This is a genomic window from Actinoplanes sp. ATCC 53533 (assembly GCF_003947245.1).
Genome location: NZ_QHHV01000198.1, coordinates 49,248 through 69,070 on the forward strand (window position 1 = coordinate 49,248; position 19,823 = coordinate 69,070).

The 19,823-nt window shown below is 70.2% G+C and carries 12 protein-coding genes; 2 read left to right on the forward strand and 10 right to left on the reverse strand.

Annotation, left to right across the window (positions count from 1 at the left end):
- Positions 1 to 1,708: 1,708 nt before the first annotated feature.
- The 4 genes from yjfF to DMB66_RS46480 all read right to left on the reverse strand — a co-directional run bounded on the left by yjfF (position 1,709) and on the right by DMB66_RS46480 (position 6,345).
- Positions 1,709 to 2,722: a galactofuranose ABC transporter, permease protein YjfF gene (gene yjfF, locus DMB66_RS46465; RefSeq protein ID WP_125810508.1), complete on the reverse strand. Its 1,014-nt coding sequence runs from the start codon at positions 2,720 to 2,722 to the stop codon at positions 1,709 to 1,711.
- Positions 2,719 to 3,750: an ABC transporter permease gene (locus tag DMB66_RS46470; protein WP_199753026.1), complete on the reverse strand. Its 1,032-nt coding sequence runs from the start codon at positions 3,748 to 3,750 to the stop codon at positions 2,719 to 2,721. Before DMB66_RS46470 ends, yjfF begins: the two co-directional genes overlap by 4 nt.
- Entirely contained in the window at positions 3,747 to 5,270 is a 1,524-nt protein-coding gene (locus tag DMB66_RS46475) for a sugar ABC transporter ATP-binding protein (RefSeq protein ID WP_125810509.1), read from the reverse strand. The genes DMB66_RS46470 and DMB66_RS46475 overlap by 4 nt, the downstream gene beginning before the upstream one ends.
- Before the next feature lie 67 nt (positions 5,271 to 5,337).
- Positions 5,338 to 6,345: an ABC transporter substrate-binding protein gene (locus tag DMB66_RS46480; protein WP_125810510.1), complete on the reverse strand. Its 1,008-nt coding sequence runs from the start codon at positions 6,343 to 6,345 to the stop codon at positions 5,338 to 5,340.
- Between the two features lie 340 nt (positions 6,346 to 6,685).
- On the opposite strand from DMB66_RS46480, the gene DMB66_RS46485 reads away from it, so the two are divergent.
- Positions 6,686 to 7,687 carry a LacI family DNA-binding transcriptional regulator gene (locus tag DMB66_RS46485; RefSeq protein ID WP_125810530.1) on the forward strand — a complete coding sequence of 334 codons (1,002 nt, stop codon included), beginning with the start codon at positions 6,686 to 6,688 and terminating at the stop codon, positions 7,685 to 7,687.
- A 42-nt stretch (positions 7,688 to 7,729) separates the two neighbouring features.
- Here the strand turns inward: DMB66_RS46485 and DMB66_RS46490 are convergent, their stop codons facing one another.
- The 3 genes from DMB66_RS46490 to DMB66_RS46500 are packed head-to-tail and all read right to left on the reverse strand — an operon-like array spanning position 7,730 to position 14,441.
- Positions 7,730 to 8,809: a lytic polysaccharide monooxygenase gene (locus DMB66_RS46490; protein ID WP_125810511.1), complete on the reverse strand. Its 1,080-nt coding sequence runs from the start codon at positions 8,807 to 8,809 to the stop codon at positions 7,730 to 7,732.
- 11 nt (positions 8,810 to 8,820) lie between these two features.
- Positions 8,821 to 11,748 carry a glycoside hydrolase family 48 protein gene (locus DMB66_RS46495; protein ID WP_125810512.1) on the reverse strand — a complete coding sequence of 976 codons (2,928 nt, stop codon included), beginning with the start codon at positions 11,746 to 11,748 and terminating at the stop codon, positions 8,821 to 8,823.
- Between the two features lie 29 nt (positions 11,749 to 11,777).
- The gene (locus DMB66_RS46500) at positions 11,778 to 14,441 is read right to left on the reverse strand and encodes a cellulose binding domain-containing protein (protein WP_158647577.1); all 2,664 of its coding nucleotides are present in this window, start codon (positions 14,439 to 14,441) and stop codon (positions 11,778 to 11,780) included.
- A 230-nt stretch (positions 14,442 to 14,671) separates the two neighbouring features.
- On the opposite strand from DMB66_RS46500, the gene DMB66_RS46505 reads away from it, so the two are divergent.
- Positions 14,672 to 16,030 carry a cellulase family glycosylhydrolase gene (locus tag DMB66_RS46505; RefSeq protein ID WP_125810513.1) on the forward strand — a complete coding sequence of 453 codons (1,359 nt, stop codon included), beginning with the start codon at positions 14,672 to 14,674 and terminating at the stop codon, positions 16,028 to 16,030.
- 68 nt (positions 16,031 to 16,098) lie between these two features.
- Here the strand turns inward: DMB66_RS46505 and DMB66_RS61795 are convergent, their stop codons facing one another.
- From DMB66_RS61795 to DMB66_RS46520, 3 genes are all read right to left on the reverse strand, one after another.
- A complete protein-coding gene (locus DMB66_RS61795) occupies positions 16,099 to 16,914 on the reverse strand; it encodes a hypothetical protein (protein ID WP_158647578.1) in 816 nt (271 codons plus the stop codon).
- The gene (locus DMB66_RS46515; protein WP_125810515.1) at positions 16,898 to 17,425 is read right to left on the reverse strand and encodes a SigE family RNA polymerase sigma factor; all 528 of its coding nucleotides are present in this window, start codon (positions 17,423 to 17,425) and stop codon (positions 16,898 to 16,900) included. Before DMB66_RS46515 ends, DMB66_RS61795 begins: the two co-directional genes overlap by 17 nt.
- A 349-nt stretch (positions 17,426 to 17,774) precedes the next feature.
- Positions 17,775 to 19,766 carry a beta-galactosidase gene (locus DMB66_RS46520; protein ID WP_125810516.1) on the reverse strand — a complete coding sequence of 664 codons (1,992 nt, stop codon included), beginning with the start codon at positions 19,764 to 19,766 and terminating at the stop codon, positions 17,775 to 17,777.
- Positions 19,767 to 19,823: the final 57 nt, after the last annotated feature.

Consider the following 19,823-nt stretch of genomic DNA (forward strand, 5'->3'; position numbering starts at 1 on the left):
ACAGTAGCCGATACACGAGCGATGCACACATTCCGCGCGACGCGTGGGCAGTGAGACAAGCGGCCGTCCAAAAGCGACGTCAGGGCAACCCGGTGCATCCCCTGTGCCGGTCCCGCGGGCCTCACCGGGCGCCTACGACGACCGGCAACGCGCCTGCGGCGCCAGCTGCCAGGCCGGACCGCGTCAACTCGCCCACCGCTTCGTCGGCATCCTGCACGGCTTCCTCACCGGCATCCCGCTACGACGAGACCGGCGCCTGGTCGCACCGCCTCAACAAAGCGGCCGCTTGGCGCACAAGCTCATGGGATGCCTTTGCTCTGCTTCCCTATCGGAAACGGCCTTGCTCTGCTTCCCTATCGGAAACGGCCTTGCTCTGCTTCCCTATCGGAAACGGCCTTGCTCTGCTTCCCCATCGGAAACGGCCTTGCTCTGCTTCCCCATCGGAAACGGCCCTCGGCCGACTCCCAGAACCAACCGAAGCGGAACCCGCGCATCTCCATTCGGTGTTTCCTATCGGGAAGCAGAGCAAAGGGCACCGTTGCCCCTTCCATGGCTGCCGTGGCGTTGGGTAAGTGTGCGGGGTCGGTTGCGCTTTGGGGCGTGTGGAACTGGGAGTGCGGCGCAGGGACGCCAGCGCCTGCCACAAACTCACCACTTACGGGCCGGTCAAGCCGCCCTGGCTGGGGTGAACAGCGTGGGTGGTCGCTGTGCCGCGATCGGCGGCGGTTCGCGGGCGTTCGGGCACTGCTGCGTGGACCGCTTCGGGAGGCGGTTCCGCGCCGGTGCTCAGATTTTGGAGACCTGCGGCGTGCTCGGCACTGTCCTGTCCCGATGCATGTGTCACATGATTGGCCCGGATTCGTTGGCACGGTTCGCCATCGTCGTGGTCCATCAGCTAGCCATTGAACAGCGGTCCAAGACCGAGCGACCCCCTCTCGCCAGGCGGCAGGCGGGCAGGTCGGCGGGTGTGACAGATGGGTCGGGACTGGATGGCGTGCTCGGCACCCTGCGGCACCAAGATTGCGCTCGACGGGGGTTATATGGGGGTTTTGTGCGGCATGGGTCTGGGGTGTGGGACGGGATGCTCAGGATGTGGTAGCTGTGCTCGGCATGCGAAACCGGGTTCCATCAACTGGACGTGGCAGCGACCGGTGGGAAAGCGGCTCCGCAGCGGCAAAGCGGTTCGACTCGATCCTGGCGGCTGGCAAAGGGCCTCGCCACAGCCCGATCGCCGAACGGGTTCGCGGTCAGGATGCTGGCCGGACGCGGCGACCGGAGTACAAACGCAGTACCAGTGGGGTTTCCCCAGCCCGAGCCGCCGCTCCGCTGGGTGTGGCCGGCGGCCGCCGTCGCGGTGTCAGGTGGACAGCCCTTGGCGGACAGCCCCTGGCGAACGGCCGTGTCAGCTGATGTCGTGGAGGCGCCGGATCAGTGGATGACGTGAATCAGTGCGGCGGGCGGCCRGGMGGCCRGGCGGCCGGGAGGCGGGCGGCCGGGAGGCGGGCGGTTGAAGGTACGTGCTCGTGGCCGTGAGGTTCCCGGCTCGATTCGCTGGTTGTCGGCGGTCCGGGCGGGTGCGGTAGGCCACCGCACAGGGATCGGGCACGGACCGGCCGCGCAGCCGGAGGGCTGTGCGGCCTTGGTGGAGCAGACCGGGGACTGCCCGGCAGGTGGCGGCCTGCCGGGCAGTCGCGTGCGGTGCCGCGGTTCAGCGGTTGCGTCTGGTGACCAGGCGCTGCAGCACGATGAAGGCGAACAGCAGGATGCCGATGACGATCTTCGTCCACCAGGAGCTGAGTGTGCCCTGGAAGGTGATGATGGTCTGGATCAGGCCCAGCACCAGCACGCCCAGCACCGTGCCGAACAGGTAGCCCGAGCCGCCGGTCAGGATCACGCCGCCGATCACCACCGCGGCGATCGCGTCCAGCTCCATGCCCTGGGCGTGCAGGCTGTAGCCGGACAGCATGTAGAAGCTGAGCAGCACGCCGCCCAGCGCCGACAGGAAGCCGCTGATGGTGTAGACGGCGATCCTGGTTCGGCCCACCGGCAGGCCCATCAGCAGTGCTGAGTCGGCGCTGCCGCCGATCGCGTAGACGGTGCGGCCGAAGCGGGTGTAGGCGAGCACGAAGGCGCCGGCCAGCACCACCACCAGGGCGATCACCACGCTGGTGGAGATGAACACGCCCGGCCCGAACCGGATCCGTTCCTGGGCCATCGAGGTCCAGAACGGGTCGGTGATCGGGATGGAGTTGCGGTTGATGAGCAGCGACAGCCCGCGGGCCAGGAACATGCCGGCCAGCGTGGCGATGAACGGCTCCACCTTGAAGTAGTGGATGACCGCGCCCATGCCCAGGCCGAGCGTGGTGCCGATCAGCAGCACGAGCGGTAGCACCACCGCCGCGGGCCAGCCCGCGTTCAGCAGGGTCGCGGCGACCACGGTGGTCAGGGCGACCACCGCGCCCACCGACAGGTCGATGCCGCCGGTGAGGATCACGAAGGTCATCCCGGCCGCGACGACGAGCAGGAAGGCGTTGTCGACGAAGACGTTGAGCAGCACCTGGGTGTCGGCGAAGTTGTCGTAGTTGCCGACGCCGATGCCGTACATCAGGGCGAGCAGGGCCAGGGTGGCCAGGACGGGGATGTGCCGCCGGTCCAGGCCGCGCCGCTTGCGCGACGCGGGCGCGGTGGTCGCCGGCTGGGGCGGGGCGCTGATGGCGGTCATGCGGGGACCTCGGCTGCGGGAGTGACGGGCGCGGTACGCCGGCGGCGGAACACCGCGGCGCGGAAGGCGGCGGACTGGCTCAGGCACAGGATGACGACCACGACCGCCTTGAACAGCAGGGTGGTCTCGGCCGGCACGCCGACGGTGATCGTGGTGATGTCCAGTGCCGAGATCAGCACGGCGCCGAGCACGCTGCCCGCGATCGAGAAGCGGCCGCCGGTCAGCGCCGTGCCGCCGATGACGACCGCGAGGATCGCGTCCAGCTCGATAAGGTTACCGGCCGCGTTGCTGTCGGCGCTGCGCACGTTGGAGGCGAAGATGAGGCCCGCGATGGCGGCGCAGACCGCGGCGAAGACGTACGCCCCGATCGTCAGCCCGCGGGCCCGGATGCCGGCGAGCCGGCTGGCGGTCGGGCTCGCGCCCACCGCCTCGACCAGCACGCCCAGCGCCGAGCGGCGGATGAGCAGTACCGCGGCGCCCACCACGACCGCGACGATGATCACCGAGACCGGGATCGCCAGCGCGTAGCCCGCGCCGATCACCCGGAACGGATCCGACGCCACGTTGATGATCTGGCCGTCGGTGAGCAGCTGGGCGATGCCCCGCCCGGCCACCATCAGGATCAGCGTGGCGATGATGGGCTGGATGCCGATCACCGAGACCAGGACGCCGTTCCAGATGCCCAGGACCAGGGCCAGCCCGATGGCCACACCGACCGCCATCAGCACGCCGCCGACGCTGTTCTGGTTACTCAGGTCGCCGATGATCAGGCAGGCCACGGCGCCGGAGATGGCCATCACCGAGCCGACCGACAGGTCGATGCCGCCGGTGGCGATGACCATCGTCATCCCCAGCGCGACCAGCGCCAGCGGGGTGGCCGAGCGCAGCACGTCGATCAGCGAGCCGTACAGGTGGCCGTCCTGCAGGGTGATGGTGAAGAAGCGCGGGGAGAAGAAGACGTTGCTGACCAGCAGCACGACGAGCACGACGGCGGGCCAGAAGAGCCGGTGCCGGAGGATTGTGGTCACGCGTTCGCTCCGCTCGCGATGGCCTGCATGACGCGGTCGGCGTCCACACCGCCGCCGGTGTTGTCGAGTTCCTCGATCAGGTGCCGCTCGCGCAGCACCTCGATCTTGTGGCTGAGCCGGAGCACCTCCTCGAGCTCGGCGCTGACGAACAGCACCGCCATCCCGCCGTCGGCGAGCTCGACCAGCAGCCGCTGGATCTCGGCCTTGGCGCCGACGTCGATGCCGCGGGTGGGCTCGTCCACGATGAGCAGCCGGGGCTCGGTGATGAGCCAGCGGGCCAGCAGCACCTTCTGCTGGTTGCCGCCGCTGAGGTTGCGCACGGCCACGTCCGGGTTGGCGGGCCGGATGCCCAGGGTCTTGATGTAGCGCTCGACCAGCTCGTCCTGCTTGCGCCGCGGGATCGGGCGGGACCAGCCGCGGGACGCCTGCAGCGCCAGCACGATGTTCTCCCGCACGCTGAGCTCGCCGACGACGCCCTCGGTGCGCCGGTTCTCCGAGGAGAACGCGATGCCGTGGCTCATCGCCACCCGCGGGGTGCGCAGGGTGGCGGGCTTGCCGTCGATCTTGAGGCTGCCGTGGTCGGGCCGGTCCGCGCCGAACAGCAGCCGGGCCAGCTCCGTGCGGCCCGAGCCGAGCAGCCCGGCCAGGCCGACGATCTCCCCGCCGCGCACGGCCATGCTGAAGGGCTCGATGGCGCCGGTCCGGCCCAGCTCCTGGGCCTCGAGGAACGGCTCCGCCGGAGCGTCGGCGGTGACCGTCCGCGGCTCCTGCTCGAGCCGCTCCAGCACCGTCAGTTCCTTGCCGATCATCTTGGTGACCAGCTGCATCGGGGTGAGGTCGGCGGTGGCGTACTCGCCGATCAGGGTGCCGTTGCGCAGCACGGTCAGCCGGTCCGCGACGGCGTAGATCTGGTCCAGGAAGTGCGAGATGAACAGGATCGCCACGCCGTCACGCTTGAGCCGGCGCATCACCTCGAAGAGCCTTTCCACCTCGGAGGCGTCCAGGCTGGAGGTGGGCTCGTCCAGGATGAGCACCTTCGCCGAGACGTCCACGGCCCGGGCGATCGCCACCATCTGCTGGATCGCCAGCGAGTAGGTGCTCAGCGGCGCGGCCACGTCCAGGTGCAGGTCGAGCCCGGCCAGCAGCTCGACCGAGCGGCGGCGCATCTCCGACCAGCGGATCTTGCCGAACCGGCGGGGCTCGCGGCCGATGAAGATGTTCTCGGCCACGGAAAGGTTCGCGCAGAGGTTCACCTCTTGGTACACCGTGCTGATGCCGGCCTGCTGGGCCTGCAGGGGCCCGCCGAAGCGCACCGCGGCGCCGTCCAGCCGGATGTCGCCGGCGTCGATGCCGTACACCCCGGTCAGGACCTTGATCAGCGTCGACTTGCCGGCACCGTTCTCGCCCATCAGGGCGTGCACCTCACCCGGCCGCAGCGAGAAGTCGACGCCGTCGAGCGCCACGACCCCGGGAAAGGCCTTACGGATGCCGGTCATCTGCAGGATCGGCGGGTCACCCATCGTTTTGCTCCTTGTCGACGGCGGACCGCCCCGGCTTGCCGGCCGGGGCGGTGCCGCTCGTTCGTGATCAGTACTTGCGGTCCGCCAGGACGGCCTTGGCCTGCTCCTGGGTGAACGTCGTCTCCTCGGTCAGCACGCGGGGCTCAACAGCCTCGCCGGCCTTGACCTTCTTGGCCAGGTCCATCAGCTGTGGGCCGAGCAGCGGGCTGCACTCGACGATGTAGTTGATCTTGCCCTCGGAGAGCGCCGTCATGCCGTCCTTGACCGCGTCGACCGTGATGATCTTGATGTCGGTGCCGGGCTTCTTGCCGGCCGCCTCGATCGCCTCGATCGCACCGAGACCCATGTCGTCGTTGTGCGCGTAGAGCACGTCGATCTTCGGGTGGGCCTTGAGGAACGCCTCCATGACCTTCTTGCCGTCGGTCCGGGTGAACTGACCGGTCTGCGAGGCGATGACCTTGAGGTTCGGGTCGGCCGCGATCACTTCGGCGAAGCCCGCCTTGCGGTCGTTGGCCGGGGCCGCGCCGGGCGAGCCCTGCAGTTCGACGATGTTGACGACGCCGGTCTTGCCCTTGTACTGCTCGACCAGCCACTCGCCGGCCTTCTTGCCCTCGACCACGAAGTCCGAGCCGATGAAGGTCTTGTAGAGGGTCTTGTCCGCCGAGTCCACGGCCCGGTCGGTGAGGATCACCGGGATGTTCGCGTCCTTGGCCTCCTTGAGCACCGTGTCCCAGCCGGACTCGACCACCGGCGAGAAGGCGATCACGTCGACCCGCTGGGCGATGAAGGACCGGATCGCCTTGATCTGGTTCTCCTGCTTGCCCTGGGCGTCGGAGAACTTCAGGTCGATACCGGCCGCCGTCGCCGACTCCTGGACCGACTTGGTGTTCGCCGTGCGCCAGCCGCTCTCGGCGCCGACCTGGGAGAAGCCCATCGTGAGCTTGCCACCGCTGCTGCCGCCAGTGGCGGCGTCGTCGTCGCTACCACCGCATCCCGCGAGGGCGCCGACCGCCAACGCGCCGGCCAGGACCGCCGCGGACCATTTCTTGAGCACAATGCCCTCCAGGTATCTCATTTGTTAGCGTTCACAATCTGAACTTCGGAAGCTCGCCGTGCATTGACAGGAAGGGGTGTTGCCTGTTCCGCCACGCCGGGGGGTGTGAGCGGGCGGAGGAGCCTGACGATCACCCTGCCGCCAGGGGCAGTGGTTCCCGTCACAACGGTGCGTTTCAGGAGTGTTACCGTTCCCAAACCCGCCGTCAAGTGATCGTTTCCGGATTGTGGCCAAGAAACTTCCGTCGATACCCGGGGCACCGGGGCCAGGGGCATTGTTCGGAAACTTGACGGAACTAGACTGTGGCGAAACCAGCAGCGACAAGGGGAACTGCGTGCCATCGAAGAAGCCGGCGGCGGTCATGCGCGATGTCGCCAAGCTCGCGGGCGTCTCTCACCAGACCGTGTCCCGGGTGCTCAACGAGCATCCCAACGTCCGTCAGGAGACCCGCGCCCGGGTCCTGGAGGCGATGGAGTCGCTGGACTACCGGCGCAACCTGGCCGCCCGCACGCTGGTCACCCGGCAGTCGCACACGCTGGGCATCATCGGCTTCGAGACGACCCTGTTCGGCCCCGCCTCGATGCTGTACGGCATCGAGGACGCCGCCCGCACGGCCGGCTATCTGGTCAGCATCGCCATGGTCCGCAACCTGGAGCGCCGGCCGGTGCTGGACGCGGTCGACCGGCTGCGCCAGCACGCCGTCGACGGCATCATCGCGATCGCCCCCAAGCCGGCGGTGACCAACGGGCTGATGCAGGCCCCGGCCGGCCTGGCCTGCGTGGCGGTCGGCGGGGCGGGACCGGCCGAGGCGGTGCCGACCGTCCGGGTGGACAACGCCGCCGGCGCCCGGCTCGCCACCCAGCACCTGCTCGACCTGGGCCACCGCACGGTGCACCACGTCGCCGGGCCGGCGGACTGGCCCGAGGCGCAGGAGCGCATCGCCGGCTGGCGCGACGCGCTGACCGCGGCCGGCGCCGAGATCCCGCCGGTCCTCCCGCAGTCGTGGAACGCCGAGACCGGCTACGCGCAGGGCCAGGCGCTGGCCGCCGACAAGGCCGTGACGGCCATCTTCTGCGCCAACGACCGGATCGCCCTGGGCGTGCTGCGGGCCCTGCACGAGGCCGGCCGCAAGGTCCCCGAGGAGGTCAGCGTCGTCGGCTTCGACGACATGCCCGAATCGGGATACTTCCTTCCCCCGCTGACCACGGTCCGCCAGGACTTCGGCGAGCTCGGCCGGCTCAGCCTGGCGCTGCTGCTGGAGCACATGGCGGGCAAGGAGTCCCCGGCACACGTCGTCGTCGCCCCCGAGCTGGCGATCCGCGCCAGCACCGCCCGGCCGGCACGGGCCAGGGTCCGCACGTGAGAGAGCCCGGGGCGCGTGCGCGCCCCGGGCTCCCCCGTCATCTCACGCGGTGCTGCAGGTCAGGTTCTGCACCGTGGTCGGTGTCGCACCCGTACCGGTGAATCCGAACGCGGTGTAGCTGTTGGCCGCGACCGTGCCGTTCCACGACTCGTTCTTCACCGTGTTCAGGGACCCGCTCACGGTGTGCTTACCGCTCCACAGCTGACTCACCGTCTGCCCGCCGGGGAACGTCCACGACACCGTCCACTTGCCCACCGGGGTGGCGGCCGCGTGCACCATGACCTCGGCCTGGAAGCCGCCGTTCCAGCTGCCCTTGACCGCGTACATCGCGGAGCAGCCGGTGTCGGCCGGCGGCGGGGTGGTCGGGCCCGTCGGCGGGGTCGTCGGATCGGTCGACGGCGGCGGAATGGTGCCGTCGCCGACCCCGGTGACCTCACCGTTGCCGCCGTCGAAGGTCACGTCCGAGCAGCCGTAGAACGTCTCCTGGCTGTCCGAGCGGGACCAGACCGAGTAGATCAGGTGCTTGCCGCTCTTGCCCGACGGCAGGTTCGCCGTCCAGGAGTACCGGCCGTCCTCAGTGCCCGGGCCGCCGACCGAGGCGGGGTTGACCACCTGGGAGAACGGCGTGGGTTCCAGGTCGCTCCAGGCCAGCGCGCGGCTCGGGCTCCAGCTGTCCTTGGTGATGTAGAGCGAGAACGTGCCGGGGTGCTTGGCCCAGTTGTTGTAGTCGAACCGCATGCTGGCACCCGCCGTGAGGTGGGTCTGCGGCCAGTCGTTGCGGGCCAGGTTGTAGCCGGTGAAGTCGTACGGGCCGCCGGTGCCGCCGCTGCACAACTGCCCGTCCGGGATGAAGCCGGCCATCCGGCCGCCACCGTCCGAGCGCAGCACGGCGAACCAGTTGTAGAGCGGGGTGGTGCCGCTCTGCGCCACCGCGGCGGCGCAGGCCGGGTTCTTCGGGATGATCTGCCCGTTGGACCCGGACAGCCCGTCCTTCCAGCAGAAGTAGGTGCGGCTGCCGGGCGCCATCATCGCGCCGTGCGCCGACGCCTCGGTCTGCACCACGGTCACACCGATGGCGGTGGCCAGCAGCGCCGCGGCCGCGTACAGGAATCTTCTTCTCATGGCAGGTCCTCTCAGCCGTTCGGGAAGAGGCGGGCGAAGTCCGCGTAGCCGGTGGCCACGTCGACCTGGGCCCAGAAGCGGTGGTAGTTGAAGGTGGGCGCGGGACCGCCGTCGAGGTACGTCTGGACCTTCGGCCAGTCCGGGTCGTTCTTGTAGAAGGAGCGAATGTCCAGGAACGACTTGCCGGGGGCGATCACGTCGCCGTTGGGCATCTCTCCGGTCCAGCCCGGCGGGATGTAGAGGCCCTGGCCGGTGGACGCGTTGTAGACGTCGTCGAACCGGTTGTAGTCCGCCCGCGTCTCGGTGACCGAGACACCCTTCGAGTCCTTCTTCGTCCAGATCGCGTCGAGCAGGTTCTTCGCCGCCGTCTTCGCCGCGGCGTTACCGGACTTCGCGGCGTAGTACGTGAGCAGCTTGGCGAACGAGCCCGCCACGCCGAGGTCCTGGCCCTTGCTGGTCACCGTGACGTGCAGGTTGGTGTTGGCGGCCGGGTTCGACGCGTTCCAGGTGGCCGGTGCGCCCGTCCACGCCATGTCCGACGGGATGGAGAAGTCGGTCGCGCTGATGGTGCTCTGGCCCAGCGCCCACGGCACCCACTTGTCGAGCACCGCCTTGGCCTTGGCGTCGTTGGTCAGGTAGTAGTACTCGGCCAGCCGCTCCAGCGACCAGGTCTGCATGCCGAACCAGCGGTTGGACGGCGGGTCGGCGTAGACCGGCGCCTCGACATAGGACATGCCGTAGAACGTCGGAGTGCCGGCCGGTGGCGCCGAATAGCTGCCGTTCCAGCTGTTGGTCGCGCCGCCCGCGATGGCGCCCTCGGACGACTGCAGCCACTGGTAGAACTCCAGCTGCCGGTTGAGGCTGGCCTGCCAGTCGGCCTTGGCCGTCGGCGACTTCGGCGTGAACGCCGTGACGTTGGACAGCACGTACGCCGCCATCGGGTTCTGGTAGCCGAAGTGGCTGGTGCTGGAGCCGATCCGCCACGCCCAGCCGGCCTGGGTGTCGGTCGCGCCGCCCCAGGCGTAGTACCAGGACATCAGGTTGCTCGAGCTGCTCTTGCCGGTGCCCGCGGGGCAGGACGTCGAGGTGCAGCCCGGGTTCTTGAAGTACTTGTCGTAGAAGGAGTACCGCAGGTAGTCGCCCATCTTGGCGGCGTTGGCCACGGCGGTGGAGATCTGCGAGGCCTTGCCCTGCTCGGTCGCCCAGATCAGCGCCCAGTAGGCGGCCTGGACGGCCCGGGAGTCCGCGTCCGGGGCGTTGGTGTACTTCCACTGCTTGGCGTACGAGGCGTCCTTGGTGAACAGGTCGAGGTAGCCGTTGGGCCCGCCGTGCGCGAACGTGTCGCAGGACGGCTGCGGCACGGTCTCCCAGGTGGACTCCTGCGGGCCGCGCTGGAAGGTGTTGATGTAGGCGACCCGGGTGGTGCCGTCACCGCAACGGCCGAAGCCGTAGGTGTTGTCGACGTCGAGCAGCCAGTGCATGCCGTAGATGTCGCGGGTGCCGTACGCGGTCTGCAACTCGGTGGCGAGCGGGTCGGTGCCGACCGACACGCCGGATTCCAGCTGCGACGGGTACTGCGACGGCAACGGGTGCTCGGCGGCGTAGGTGGCCGGCTTCGACGGGTCGTACTTGTCGTTGGTGGGCTGGTCGGCGTGCGACGGGATGATGTACTTCTCCATCGTCGTCCACGCCGAGTTGAACGGCGCCCACTCCCCGGTCACCTGGCCGTGCTCGGCCTCCAGCCACAACCAGTAGCTGAACGCCTCGGACGTGGTCTCGTGACCGTGGTCGGGCGCCTCGTCGATCAGCGTCTCGATCGAGTGGTACGGCACCCCCTCGGGGCTGAAGTAGCCGTTGGCCGGGTTCTTGATGTCGTTGTAGAGCTGGGTGAACCGGGCGTCGGCGCTGCCCTTGGCGAGCACGGTCACGGCGACGCTCGCCGCGGTGTGCCCGGTGGCCGTGGCCGAGAACGTGGCGGTCGAGTTCAGGGCCGCCGCGGCGGTCGCGGCGACGGTCACCGTCTGCGCCGTGTTCCAGTTGGCCGTCGTGAACGTCAGGGACGCGGGCGTCGCCGAGACCGTGGTGGCCCCGGCGCTGCGGGCGACCGCGACGGTGGTGTTCGCCGTCGGCGCCTTGGACAGCGCCACCTTGAAGGTGACCGACTCGCCGGGCGCGACGGTCAGCGAGGTGGCGTCGGTGATGACCGCCGGGGTGGTGGAGGCGTCGACGAAGACCGGCACGTCGGCGGTCGCGCTCTTGGCGTTCGCCGAGTCGTACGAGATGGCCTGCAGGTGGTACGCCGCCGTCTGGGCCGGGACGCTGTCCCAGGTGTAGGCGTACGGCGCGGTCGTGTCGGTGCCCAGCAGCAGGCCGTCGTGGTAGAACTCGACTTTGCTGACGGTCCGGCCGCTCGCCGCCGTCGCGGTGGCCGCGATCGGGATCGAGGCGGGCGCGGTGAAGCGGGCGTTGGCGGCCGGGCTGGTGATCGACACCGTCGGCACGGCGACGGTCTCGTTGCAGCGCGTGCCGTTGAGGGTGAACGCCGTCGGCACCGGGTTGGCCGTGCCGAAGGCGCCGTTGAAGCCGGTGCTGACCGAGGCGCCGGTGCCCAGGGTGCCGTTCCACGCCGCGTTGGAGACCGTGACGTGCTGGCCGCTCTGCGCGTAGGTGCCGCTCCAGCCGTTGGTGACCCGCTGCGCCGCGTCGGGGAAGTCGAACTCGAGACGCCAGCTGGTCACCGGGTCGCCGGTGTTGGTGATCGCGATGTCACCGTTGAAGCCGCCGCTCCACTGGCTCTGCACGCGGTAGACGACCGTACAGGCGGCGGCCGCCTGTGCGGGTGACGAGCCGGCGACGACCAGACCGGCGCCGAGCAGCGCCGCGGCCGAGGCGGCCAGACCGCGTCGAAAACGCGATCGGGTGAACAGGGGGGATCTCATCGCAGGTCCTTCCTGAGGGTGGGGTGGGGTCATGACGTGGCCGCACAGGTGATCGGCGACGGAACGGGGTTGGTGCCGGTGGTGGCGGCGAGGAAGCCGAAGGTGGTGGTCGCGTTCGCGGCCAGCACGCCGTTCCAGCCGGCGTCGCGCACGGTCACCGCCGTGCCGGTCTGACCGCCGGTGCCACCCCAGACCTGGGACATGACCTGCCCCGAGGTGTAGGTCCAGCCGACGGACCAGGTCCTGGTGGGTGCGCTGCCGGTGTTCTTGACGGTCACCTCGCCCTGGAAGCCACCGGTCCACGAGCCGGTGATCTTGTAGGAGGCGACGCAACCGGACGCCGGCGGCGTGGGCGAAGAGGAGGGGGAAGAAGAGGGGGACGGGGAGGGGGAAGACGAGACGGACGGCGTGGGTGACGGCGTGGAGGTACTCGTCCGGTCGGCGTAGAGGATGCCCCGGCCGTTGGTGCCGAGGTAGACGCGGCCGTAGACCCGGGGGTCGCCGGCCAGCGCCTCGCCCGCGTTGCCGTACTGGTGGGCGTCGTCGTTGATCCGCACCCAGGCCGCGCCGCCGTTGTCGGAGCGGAACACCCCGGCCACGCCGTCGACCGTGCCGATCGTGAAGACCGCCGGGTAGCCGGCGCCCGGCGCGGCCTTGCCGGTCGAGACGTTGAGGGCCTTGCTCACCCCGGCGACCGCGGTGAAGGTGGCACCGGCGTCGGTGGAGTGCAGCAGGCCGGTCTCCCCCGCCAGCCACACGTCGCCGGTCCTGCCGGCCACGGCGTGCAGCTTCACGGTGCCGGTGGCCGGGACGGTCGCCGCCGAGGCGGTGAAGGTCGCGCCGCCGTCCCTGCTGACGGAGACCTTGCCGGCCGCGTACCCGTAGAAGATCTTCGGGTCGACCCGGTCGCTCACGATCTCGGCGCCGGCCGGGAGCCCGGTGGACTTCGTCCAGGAACTGCCGCGGGTGGTCGAGTAGTGCACGTCGGCACCGGCTGGAGCCCAGACCACGGAGTTCGCGTCCGCACCCACCGCGACCTTGCCGCCGCCGGTGACGCCCGCCGGCTCCTGGCCGTTGTACCAGTTCTTGCCGCCGTCGCTGGAGACGCCGATGTGCGGCGCCGCGGAGTTGTTGCCGACCCGGACGAAGAAGCCCGGGCTGGACTCGGCGAAGTCCAGGCTGGTGTTGCTGCCCAGGCTCGGGGTGTCGTGGAAGCTCGCCGGCACCGCGTCGAGGTCGGCGTGGTGGAACCCGCCGATGTCGCCGAGCGCGCTGACCAGCGGGGCGCCCGACGGCGGGCTGGCCAGGTCGAGGACCGCGGTCTCCTCCAGGCCCCTGGCCATCGGCTTGATCGTGAAGGTGGTGTTGGCGTCCCAGTTGGTCAGCTGGGTGGTGCTGTAGACGGTGGCGCCGGTGCCGTAGAGCATCCGGTTGGAGTCCAGCGGGTCGATCTCCACCGACTCGTTCATCCAGCCGAGCTTGGGCGTCGCCTCCGGCGGCTGCGGGTTGGAGTTGAAGTCCAGCCAGGGGTTCGCCGAGATGTCCATGGTGTAGCGCTTGGACATGCTCGGGTAGCTGGTGAAGTCCCAGATCCGGGTCCAGGTGGCGCCGTTGTCGGTGCTGCGGAAGAAGATCGCGTCCGGCCACCAGGAGATCTGGGTGGCGACCATCAGGGTGCCGGGCCGCTGCCGGTCGACGGTGAGCCCGGAGTAGCCGAAGTAGAGGTCGTCGCCGGCGCTGAGCTTGACCGGGCTGACGTCGGTCCACTCCCCGGTCACCGTGTTCAGCCGCGAGACCTGCCCCTTGGCACCCTCGTACGGGCCGCCGGTGTCGCTGGTGGCGACGTAGAGGTAGTGGTTGACCGAGTCCAGGACGCCCTTGTGCGGGACATATCCGGTCGGCTGTCCGGGCACCCGCGCCCAGGTGCTGCCGCCGTCGGTGGAGCGGTAGACGTTGTTCTGCTTGTCCGCCACGCCGACGTAGACGTCGCGGCTGACGTCGTCGAAGGTGACCCAGGTCAGGCCCTGGTTCTGGTTCAGATAGCCGTTGGCGTCGGCCGGGTCCTGCACGTAGTTGCCGGCGTTCGGGAACGCGGTGACCTTCGCCCAGGTGGCGCCGTAGTCGGTGCTGCGCCACAGGCCGTTGCCGCCCTCGGCGGCGTAGAACACGTGACTGTGGTCGTGCGGGTCGATGGCGAGCCGCTCCCCCATGCCCCGGCCGGGCATGTTGCCGCCGTTCTTGAAGGGCAGCCTGGTGACCTGCCAGGTGGCGCCGCGGTCGGTGGAGCGCAGGATCGCGCCGTTGTTGGGGTCCCAGCTGTTGGTGTACATGCCCACCGCCGCGTAGACCCGGGCCGGCTCGACCGGGTCGGTGGCGATGCTCGTGACGCCGTTGTAGCCCCAGTTGTCCTGGCCCACCCAGTCCAGCAGCGGCACCCAGCTCTGCCCCGCCTGGTTCCAGCGGTAGGCGCCGCCGATGTCCGTGCGCGCGTAGATCAGGTTCTTCTCGGTCCGGTTGAAGATCAGACCGGGCACGAAGCCGCCGCCGTCGATCCGTACGTTCTTCCAGCTGTACGCGTCGGCGGCGGCGGCCGCGGTGGCGGGCCGGGGACGGTCGGCCGCCTGGGCCACGAAAATCGTCGCGCCGATGAGCAGCGCGGCGGCGGCCGCGGTGACGAATCTTGGGCGTCGCAAAGAGAGTCCTCTCCAGGGCACGGCTGCGGCGCCGGGGATGCGCCATCGACGGACGTGAACATGGGAGCGCTCCCATGAATGTGGGCCGTTGTCATATCGTTGTCAAGAGCTGGAAACAAATGACCGCCCTGGTACGGGGAGGTTTCTGGCGTGTTGACAGTGCTGAACCGAGTAAGATAGGAAGATGGCCATCGATCCTGGGAGCGCTTCCGATATCGATGGAGGACCACATGAGACGCAGACTCCTCGGCGGCCTGGCCGCCCTGCTGATTGCCCTGACCGGCCTGGTCACCCTGGCGGCGCAACCGGCACAGGCGGCGGCCGGCTTCACCGTCAGCGGCGGCCGCATCCTGGACGCCAACGGCAACAACTTCGTCATGCGCGGGGTGAACCACGCGCACACCTGGTACCAAGACCGGACGCCCCAGGCGCTGGCCGACATCAAGGCGCTCGGCGCCAACACGGTGCGCATCGTGCTCGGCAGCGGCCAGCGCTGGGGACCCGACAACGCCGCCAACGTGTCCGCCGTGATCAGCCAGTGCAAGGCCAACCGCCTGATCTGCGTGCTGGAGGCGCACGACACCACCGGGTACGGCGAGCAGAGCGGCGCCGCGACCCTCGCCCAGGCGGTCGACTACTGGATCAGCATCAAGAGCGCGCTCGCCGGCCAGGAGCGCTACGTCATCCTCAACATCGGCAACGAGCCGTACGGCAACACCAACGCGTCGGCCTGGACCGCGGACACCAAGAACGCGATCACCCGGCTGCGCGCCGCCGGCTTCGAGCACTCGATCATGGTGGACGCGCCCAACTGGGGCCAGGACTGGCAGTTCGTCCAGCGCGACAACGCCGCCTCGGTCTTCGCCACCGACCCGCAGCGCAACACCATCTTCTCGATCCACATGTACGGCGTCTTCGACACCGCGGCGGAGATCAACGACTACCTCGGCCGGTTCGTCACGGCCGGCCTGCCGATCGTGGTCGGCGAGTTCGGCCACAACCACTCCGACGGCGACCCCGACGAGGACACCATCCTGGCCACCGCCCAGGCCCGCGGCATCGGCTACCTCGGCTGGTCGTGGAGCGGCAACGGCGGCGGCGTGGAATACCTGGACATGGTCACCAACTTCAGCGCCGCCGCGCTGACCTCCTGGGGCCAGCGGCTGTTCAACGGCGCCAACGGGATCAAGGCGACCTCCCGGGAGGCGTCGGTGTTCGGCGGCACCCCGCCCACGACGACGCCGCCGTCCTCACCCTCGAGCTCGCCGTCCACGCCGCCGCCCGCGGGCCGGCAGTGCACGGCGAGCTACGCGGTCACCGGCTCGTGGGGCGGCGGCTTCCAGGGCGCGGTCACCGTCAAGGCCGGCGCCGCCGCGATCACCGGGTGGACCGTCACCTGGACCTGGCCCAGCGGCCAGCGCTTCACCAACACCTGGAACGCCGCCGTCACCGGCTCCGGTGACGCGGTGACCGCGAAGAACCTGTCCTACAACGGCACGCTGCCGGCCGGCGGCAGCACCAGTTGGGGCTTCACCGCCAGTTTCACCGGCACCAACACGGCGCCGACCGCCACCTGCGCGGCCGTCTGACCGCGGAATCCGCGACCCCCCGACGCGGCCCGGCCCGGCAACCCCGGGCCGGGCCGCAGCCGGTGCGCCTACTTCGCCGCGAAGCCGCCGCTGACCTTCGCGTCCTTGCCTTCCCCGGTGACCCTGGCGACGTAGCTGTCCTCCGCCGCGGACCGCTTGCCACCGTGGCTGAACTGCACCGCGAAGGTGTATTTGCCCGGCGCCAGGGTGGCGCCCTGCTGCAGCGTGAAGCGGTAGGTCAGCTTCTTGTTGGTCCGGCCGCTGGTGATCGTCATCAGGTTGACCGCCACGGTGCTCCACCGGCCGGTCTCGACCACCCCGGGCGTGAGCGCGACCTCGACGGAGAGGTCCAGGGCGGTGAGCGTACGGGTGGTCTCCAGCACCAGGTTGCCCTGCGACCAGGTGTCGTTGGAGCCCGCGTCGACCTGTCCGGTCGCGGCCAGGTAGCCGTCCCGGTCGGTCTTCGGCACCGTGGTGGACGGCGCGGCCTTGGTGGTGCCCGTCGTGTCCGGCGCGCTTGTCGTGCCCGCGGCGGGCCGGGACGGCCTCGACGTGATCGTCACCGCGGTGGACGGCTTCGGCGCGGCCGTGGGTGCCCGGGAGGGCGTCGCCGGCAGGACCGACGGGGCCGACGCGGGGGTCTCGTCCGCCTCCGGCCCCCGGTTCGCCACCTGGACCCCGGCGACGGCCAGCACCAGCACGACCGCCACGGCCAGGGCGGCCGAGGCGGGCCGCAGCAGCGCGAAGGCCCGGCTGAACGGCCGGTGGGCGGGCGCGACCCGGCCCTGGTTCACCCGGTCCAGCATCGCCTCCCGGTCCGGCCGGTGCCGGTCCGCCTCCTCGCGCAGCGCCGTGTGGAGGTCGCGTTCATCCTGCTGACGCACTCAGTCCTCCCGTCGTCACTGGCAGATCCTTCAGGTACAGGCTGAGCTGGGCCGCTCCCCGCGACGTCAGGCTCTTGACCGCGCCGACCGAGATGCCGAGGATCTCGGCGACCTCGCGCTCCGGCACGTCGAACGCATACCGCAGGACCACGCACTCGCGGCGCCGCAACGGCAGTTGCCGCAGGGCCGCCCGGACGTCGAGGACCGCGGGCGTGTCCGGCTCCGCCCGGTCGCGGCGCAGCAGGCCGAGCCCGAGCAGTCCGAGCCGCTCCCGGCTCTGCCGCTTGATCCACTGACGGGCCAGGTTGGCCAGGATGCCCCGGGCGTACGCGATCGGGCTGTCCGCCGCCTGGACCCGCTCCCAGTGCCGCCACACCTCGACGAACGCGTCCGCGGCCAGGTCGTCGGCCACGCCGGACTCACCCGTCACGAGGTAGGCCAGTCGTGAAAGGTCCGCGTGATGCTGCTCGAAGAAGCGCCGGAAGGCGCGCTCGTCGTCCGGGTCCGTCACACGATCCTTTCTGACCGTCGTACGGGTGGAAACCGGCTGCCCCGGCTGTGGGGGTAAACGGAACCGGAGCAGCCGGGGTTCAATCGATCTTCACGGAGCAGGCCGAGGGTATCGAGGATGCCGAGCGTGTCGCCACTGCGGCCGGTACCACGAAGCGCATACGAACCATGGGGTCTCTTCCCAGCGGCGACGAGGGTAAGAAGCCCGCGAGGAGGCCGGTTGAGGTCCGGATGGAACGGCCTCCTCGCGGGTCACTTTCCCCCTAGTGGTCCACCCGCGCCGAAAGGTTGCCCGCCCCCGCGAAGTTTTTTCGCCGGGACGGGCAACCAGTGGTGCGCGGGACCGTTCGTCAGGACGGGCGGCGCAGGACGGCCACTCCCCGGGGCTCCAGCAGACCGGGCGTGCCGTGCAGGACCTCGCCCGCCAGGCCGGTCAGCTCGACCGGCTCCGCCGTGCGGTTGATCAGGAACCAGAAGTCGCCGCGGACCGCGAGCTCCACCCGGCCGCGCAGCTCCGCCGGGAGCTCGCTGTCCAGGCCGGCGCGGTCCAGCAGATCGCGCAGCACCGGCGCCAGGCCGTCCGGGCCGAGCCGGGTCGAGACGTACGCGGCCGAGCCCGCGCCCGCCGTGCGCCGGGTGATCGCCGGGGCGCCGCCCTTGTACGAGGCCAGCACCTCCACGTCCGTCCCGGTGACCGTGATGCCGTCGGTCCACAGCGTGCCGGCCAGGCCGTTGTCCAGCTCCGCCCGCTCGTCGTCGCCGAGCGGGGCGAACTCCTCGATCCGGATGCCGAGCAGGTCGCGCAGCGGACCGGGGTAGCCGCCCAGCCAGACGTGGTCGTGCTCGTCGACGACGCCGGAGAAGTACGTGGTCACCAGGTGACCACCGCCGGTGACGTACGACTCCAGCCGCTCGGCCAGCGCGGCCGGGACGACGTGCAGCACGGGTGCCACCACGACGTCGTAGCCGGAGAAGTCCGCGCCGACCGGCACCACGTCCGCCCGGACCCCGAGGCCGAGGAACGCCGAATACCAGTCCAGCGCCTCCTGGCGGTACCGCAGCCGGTCCGTCGGGTGCGAATCCTGCTCGCTGGTCCACCACGAGGTCCAGTCGAACAGGATCGCCGCGCGGGCCGGGGTCTGCGCCGTACCCGCGATCGGGGCCAGCCGCCGCAGCGTCTCGCCCAGCCGGGCCACCGACCGGTAGACCCCGCTGTCGGTCCCGGCGTGCGGCAGCATCGCCGAGTGGTATTTCTCCGCACCCGCCCGGGACTGCCGCCACTGGAAGAAGCAGACCGCGTCGGCGCCGTGCGCCACGTGCGTCAGCGAGTCGCGGGCCAGCTCGCCCGGCTTCTTCGGCACGTTGATCGGCTGCCAGTTCACCGCGCTGGTCGAGTGCTCCATCAGGAACCACGGCCGGCCGCCGGCGATGTGCCCGGTCAGGTTGGCCGAGAAGGACAGCTCGTCCTGGGCCCGCGGGCCCATGCCGAGCTGCACGTAGTGGTCGTTGGAGACGAAGTCGACCTCGGCCGCCCAGTCGGCGTAGTTCATCGGCTTCATCTCGCCCATCACCATGAAGTTGGTGGTGATCGGCACCTCGGGGGTCAGCTCGCGCAGCAGGTCACGCTCGGCGCACAGGTAGTCCTTGAGCGCGTCGGACGAGAACCGCTTGAAGTCGAGCTGCTGGGTCGGGTTCGGGTGGGTGGCCGCCTGCCGGGGCGGCAGGATCTGCGCCCAGTCGCTGTAGTGCTGCGACCAGAAGGCGGTGCCCCAGGCCGCGTTGAGCGCGTCCAGGTCGCCGTACCGGGCGCGGAGCCAGGTGCGGAACGCCGCCGCGGCGTCGTCGGAGTAGTCGTAGATGTTGTGGCAGCCCAGCTCGTTGGAGATGTGCCACGCGGTCAGCGCCGGGTGGTCCCGGTAGCGCTCGGCCATGATCCGGACCAGCCGCAGCGCGTGCTCGCGGAAGACCGGCGAGGTGGGCCGCCAGTGCTGGCGGCCGCCCGGCCAGATCGTCGCGCCGTGGACGTCGACGGGCAGGATCTCCGGGTGCTTCGCGGTCAGCCACGGCGGCGGGGACGCCGTCGCGGTGGCCAGGTCGACCGCGATGCCGCCCGCGTGCAGCAGATCCATGACCTCGTCGAGCCAGCCGAAGTTGTACTCGCCCTCGACGGGTTCGAGCCGAGCCCAGGAGAAGATCGCGAGTGAGACGATGGTGACACCGGCCGCCCTCATGGCCTGGATGTCGTCGTCCCAGGTGGAGCGGGGCCACTGCTCCGGGTTGTAGTCGGCGCCGTACTCCAGGCGGGGTGTGCCGGTGCGGCGCAGCCAACGGGGTGAACTCACGTTTCTCCTTGCCGGATAGTGCGAGGGGCCCGCGCGGTGGCGCGGGCCCCTCCGGGG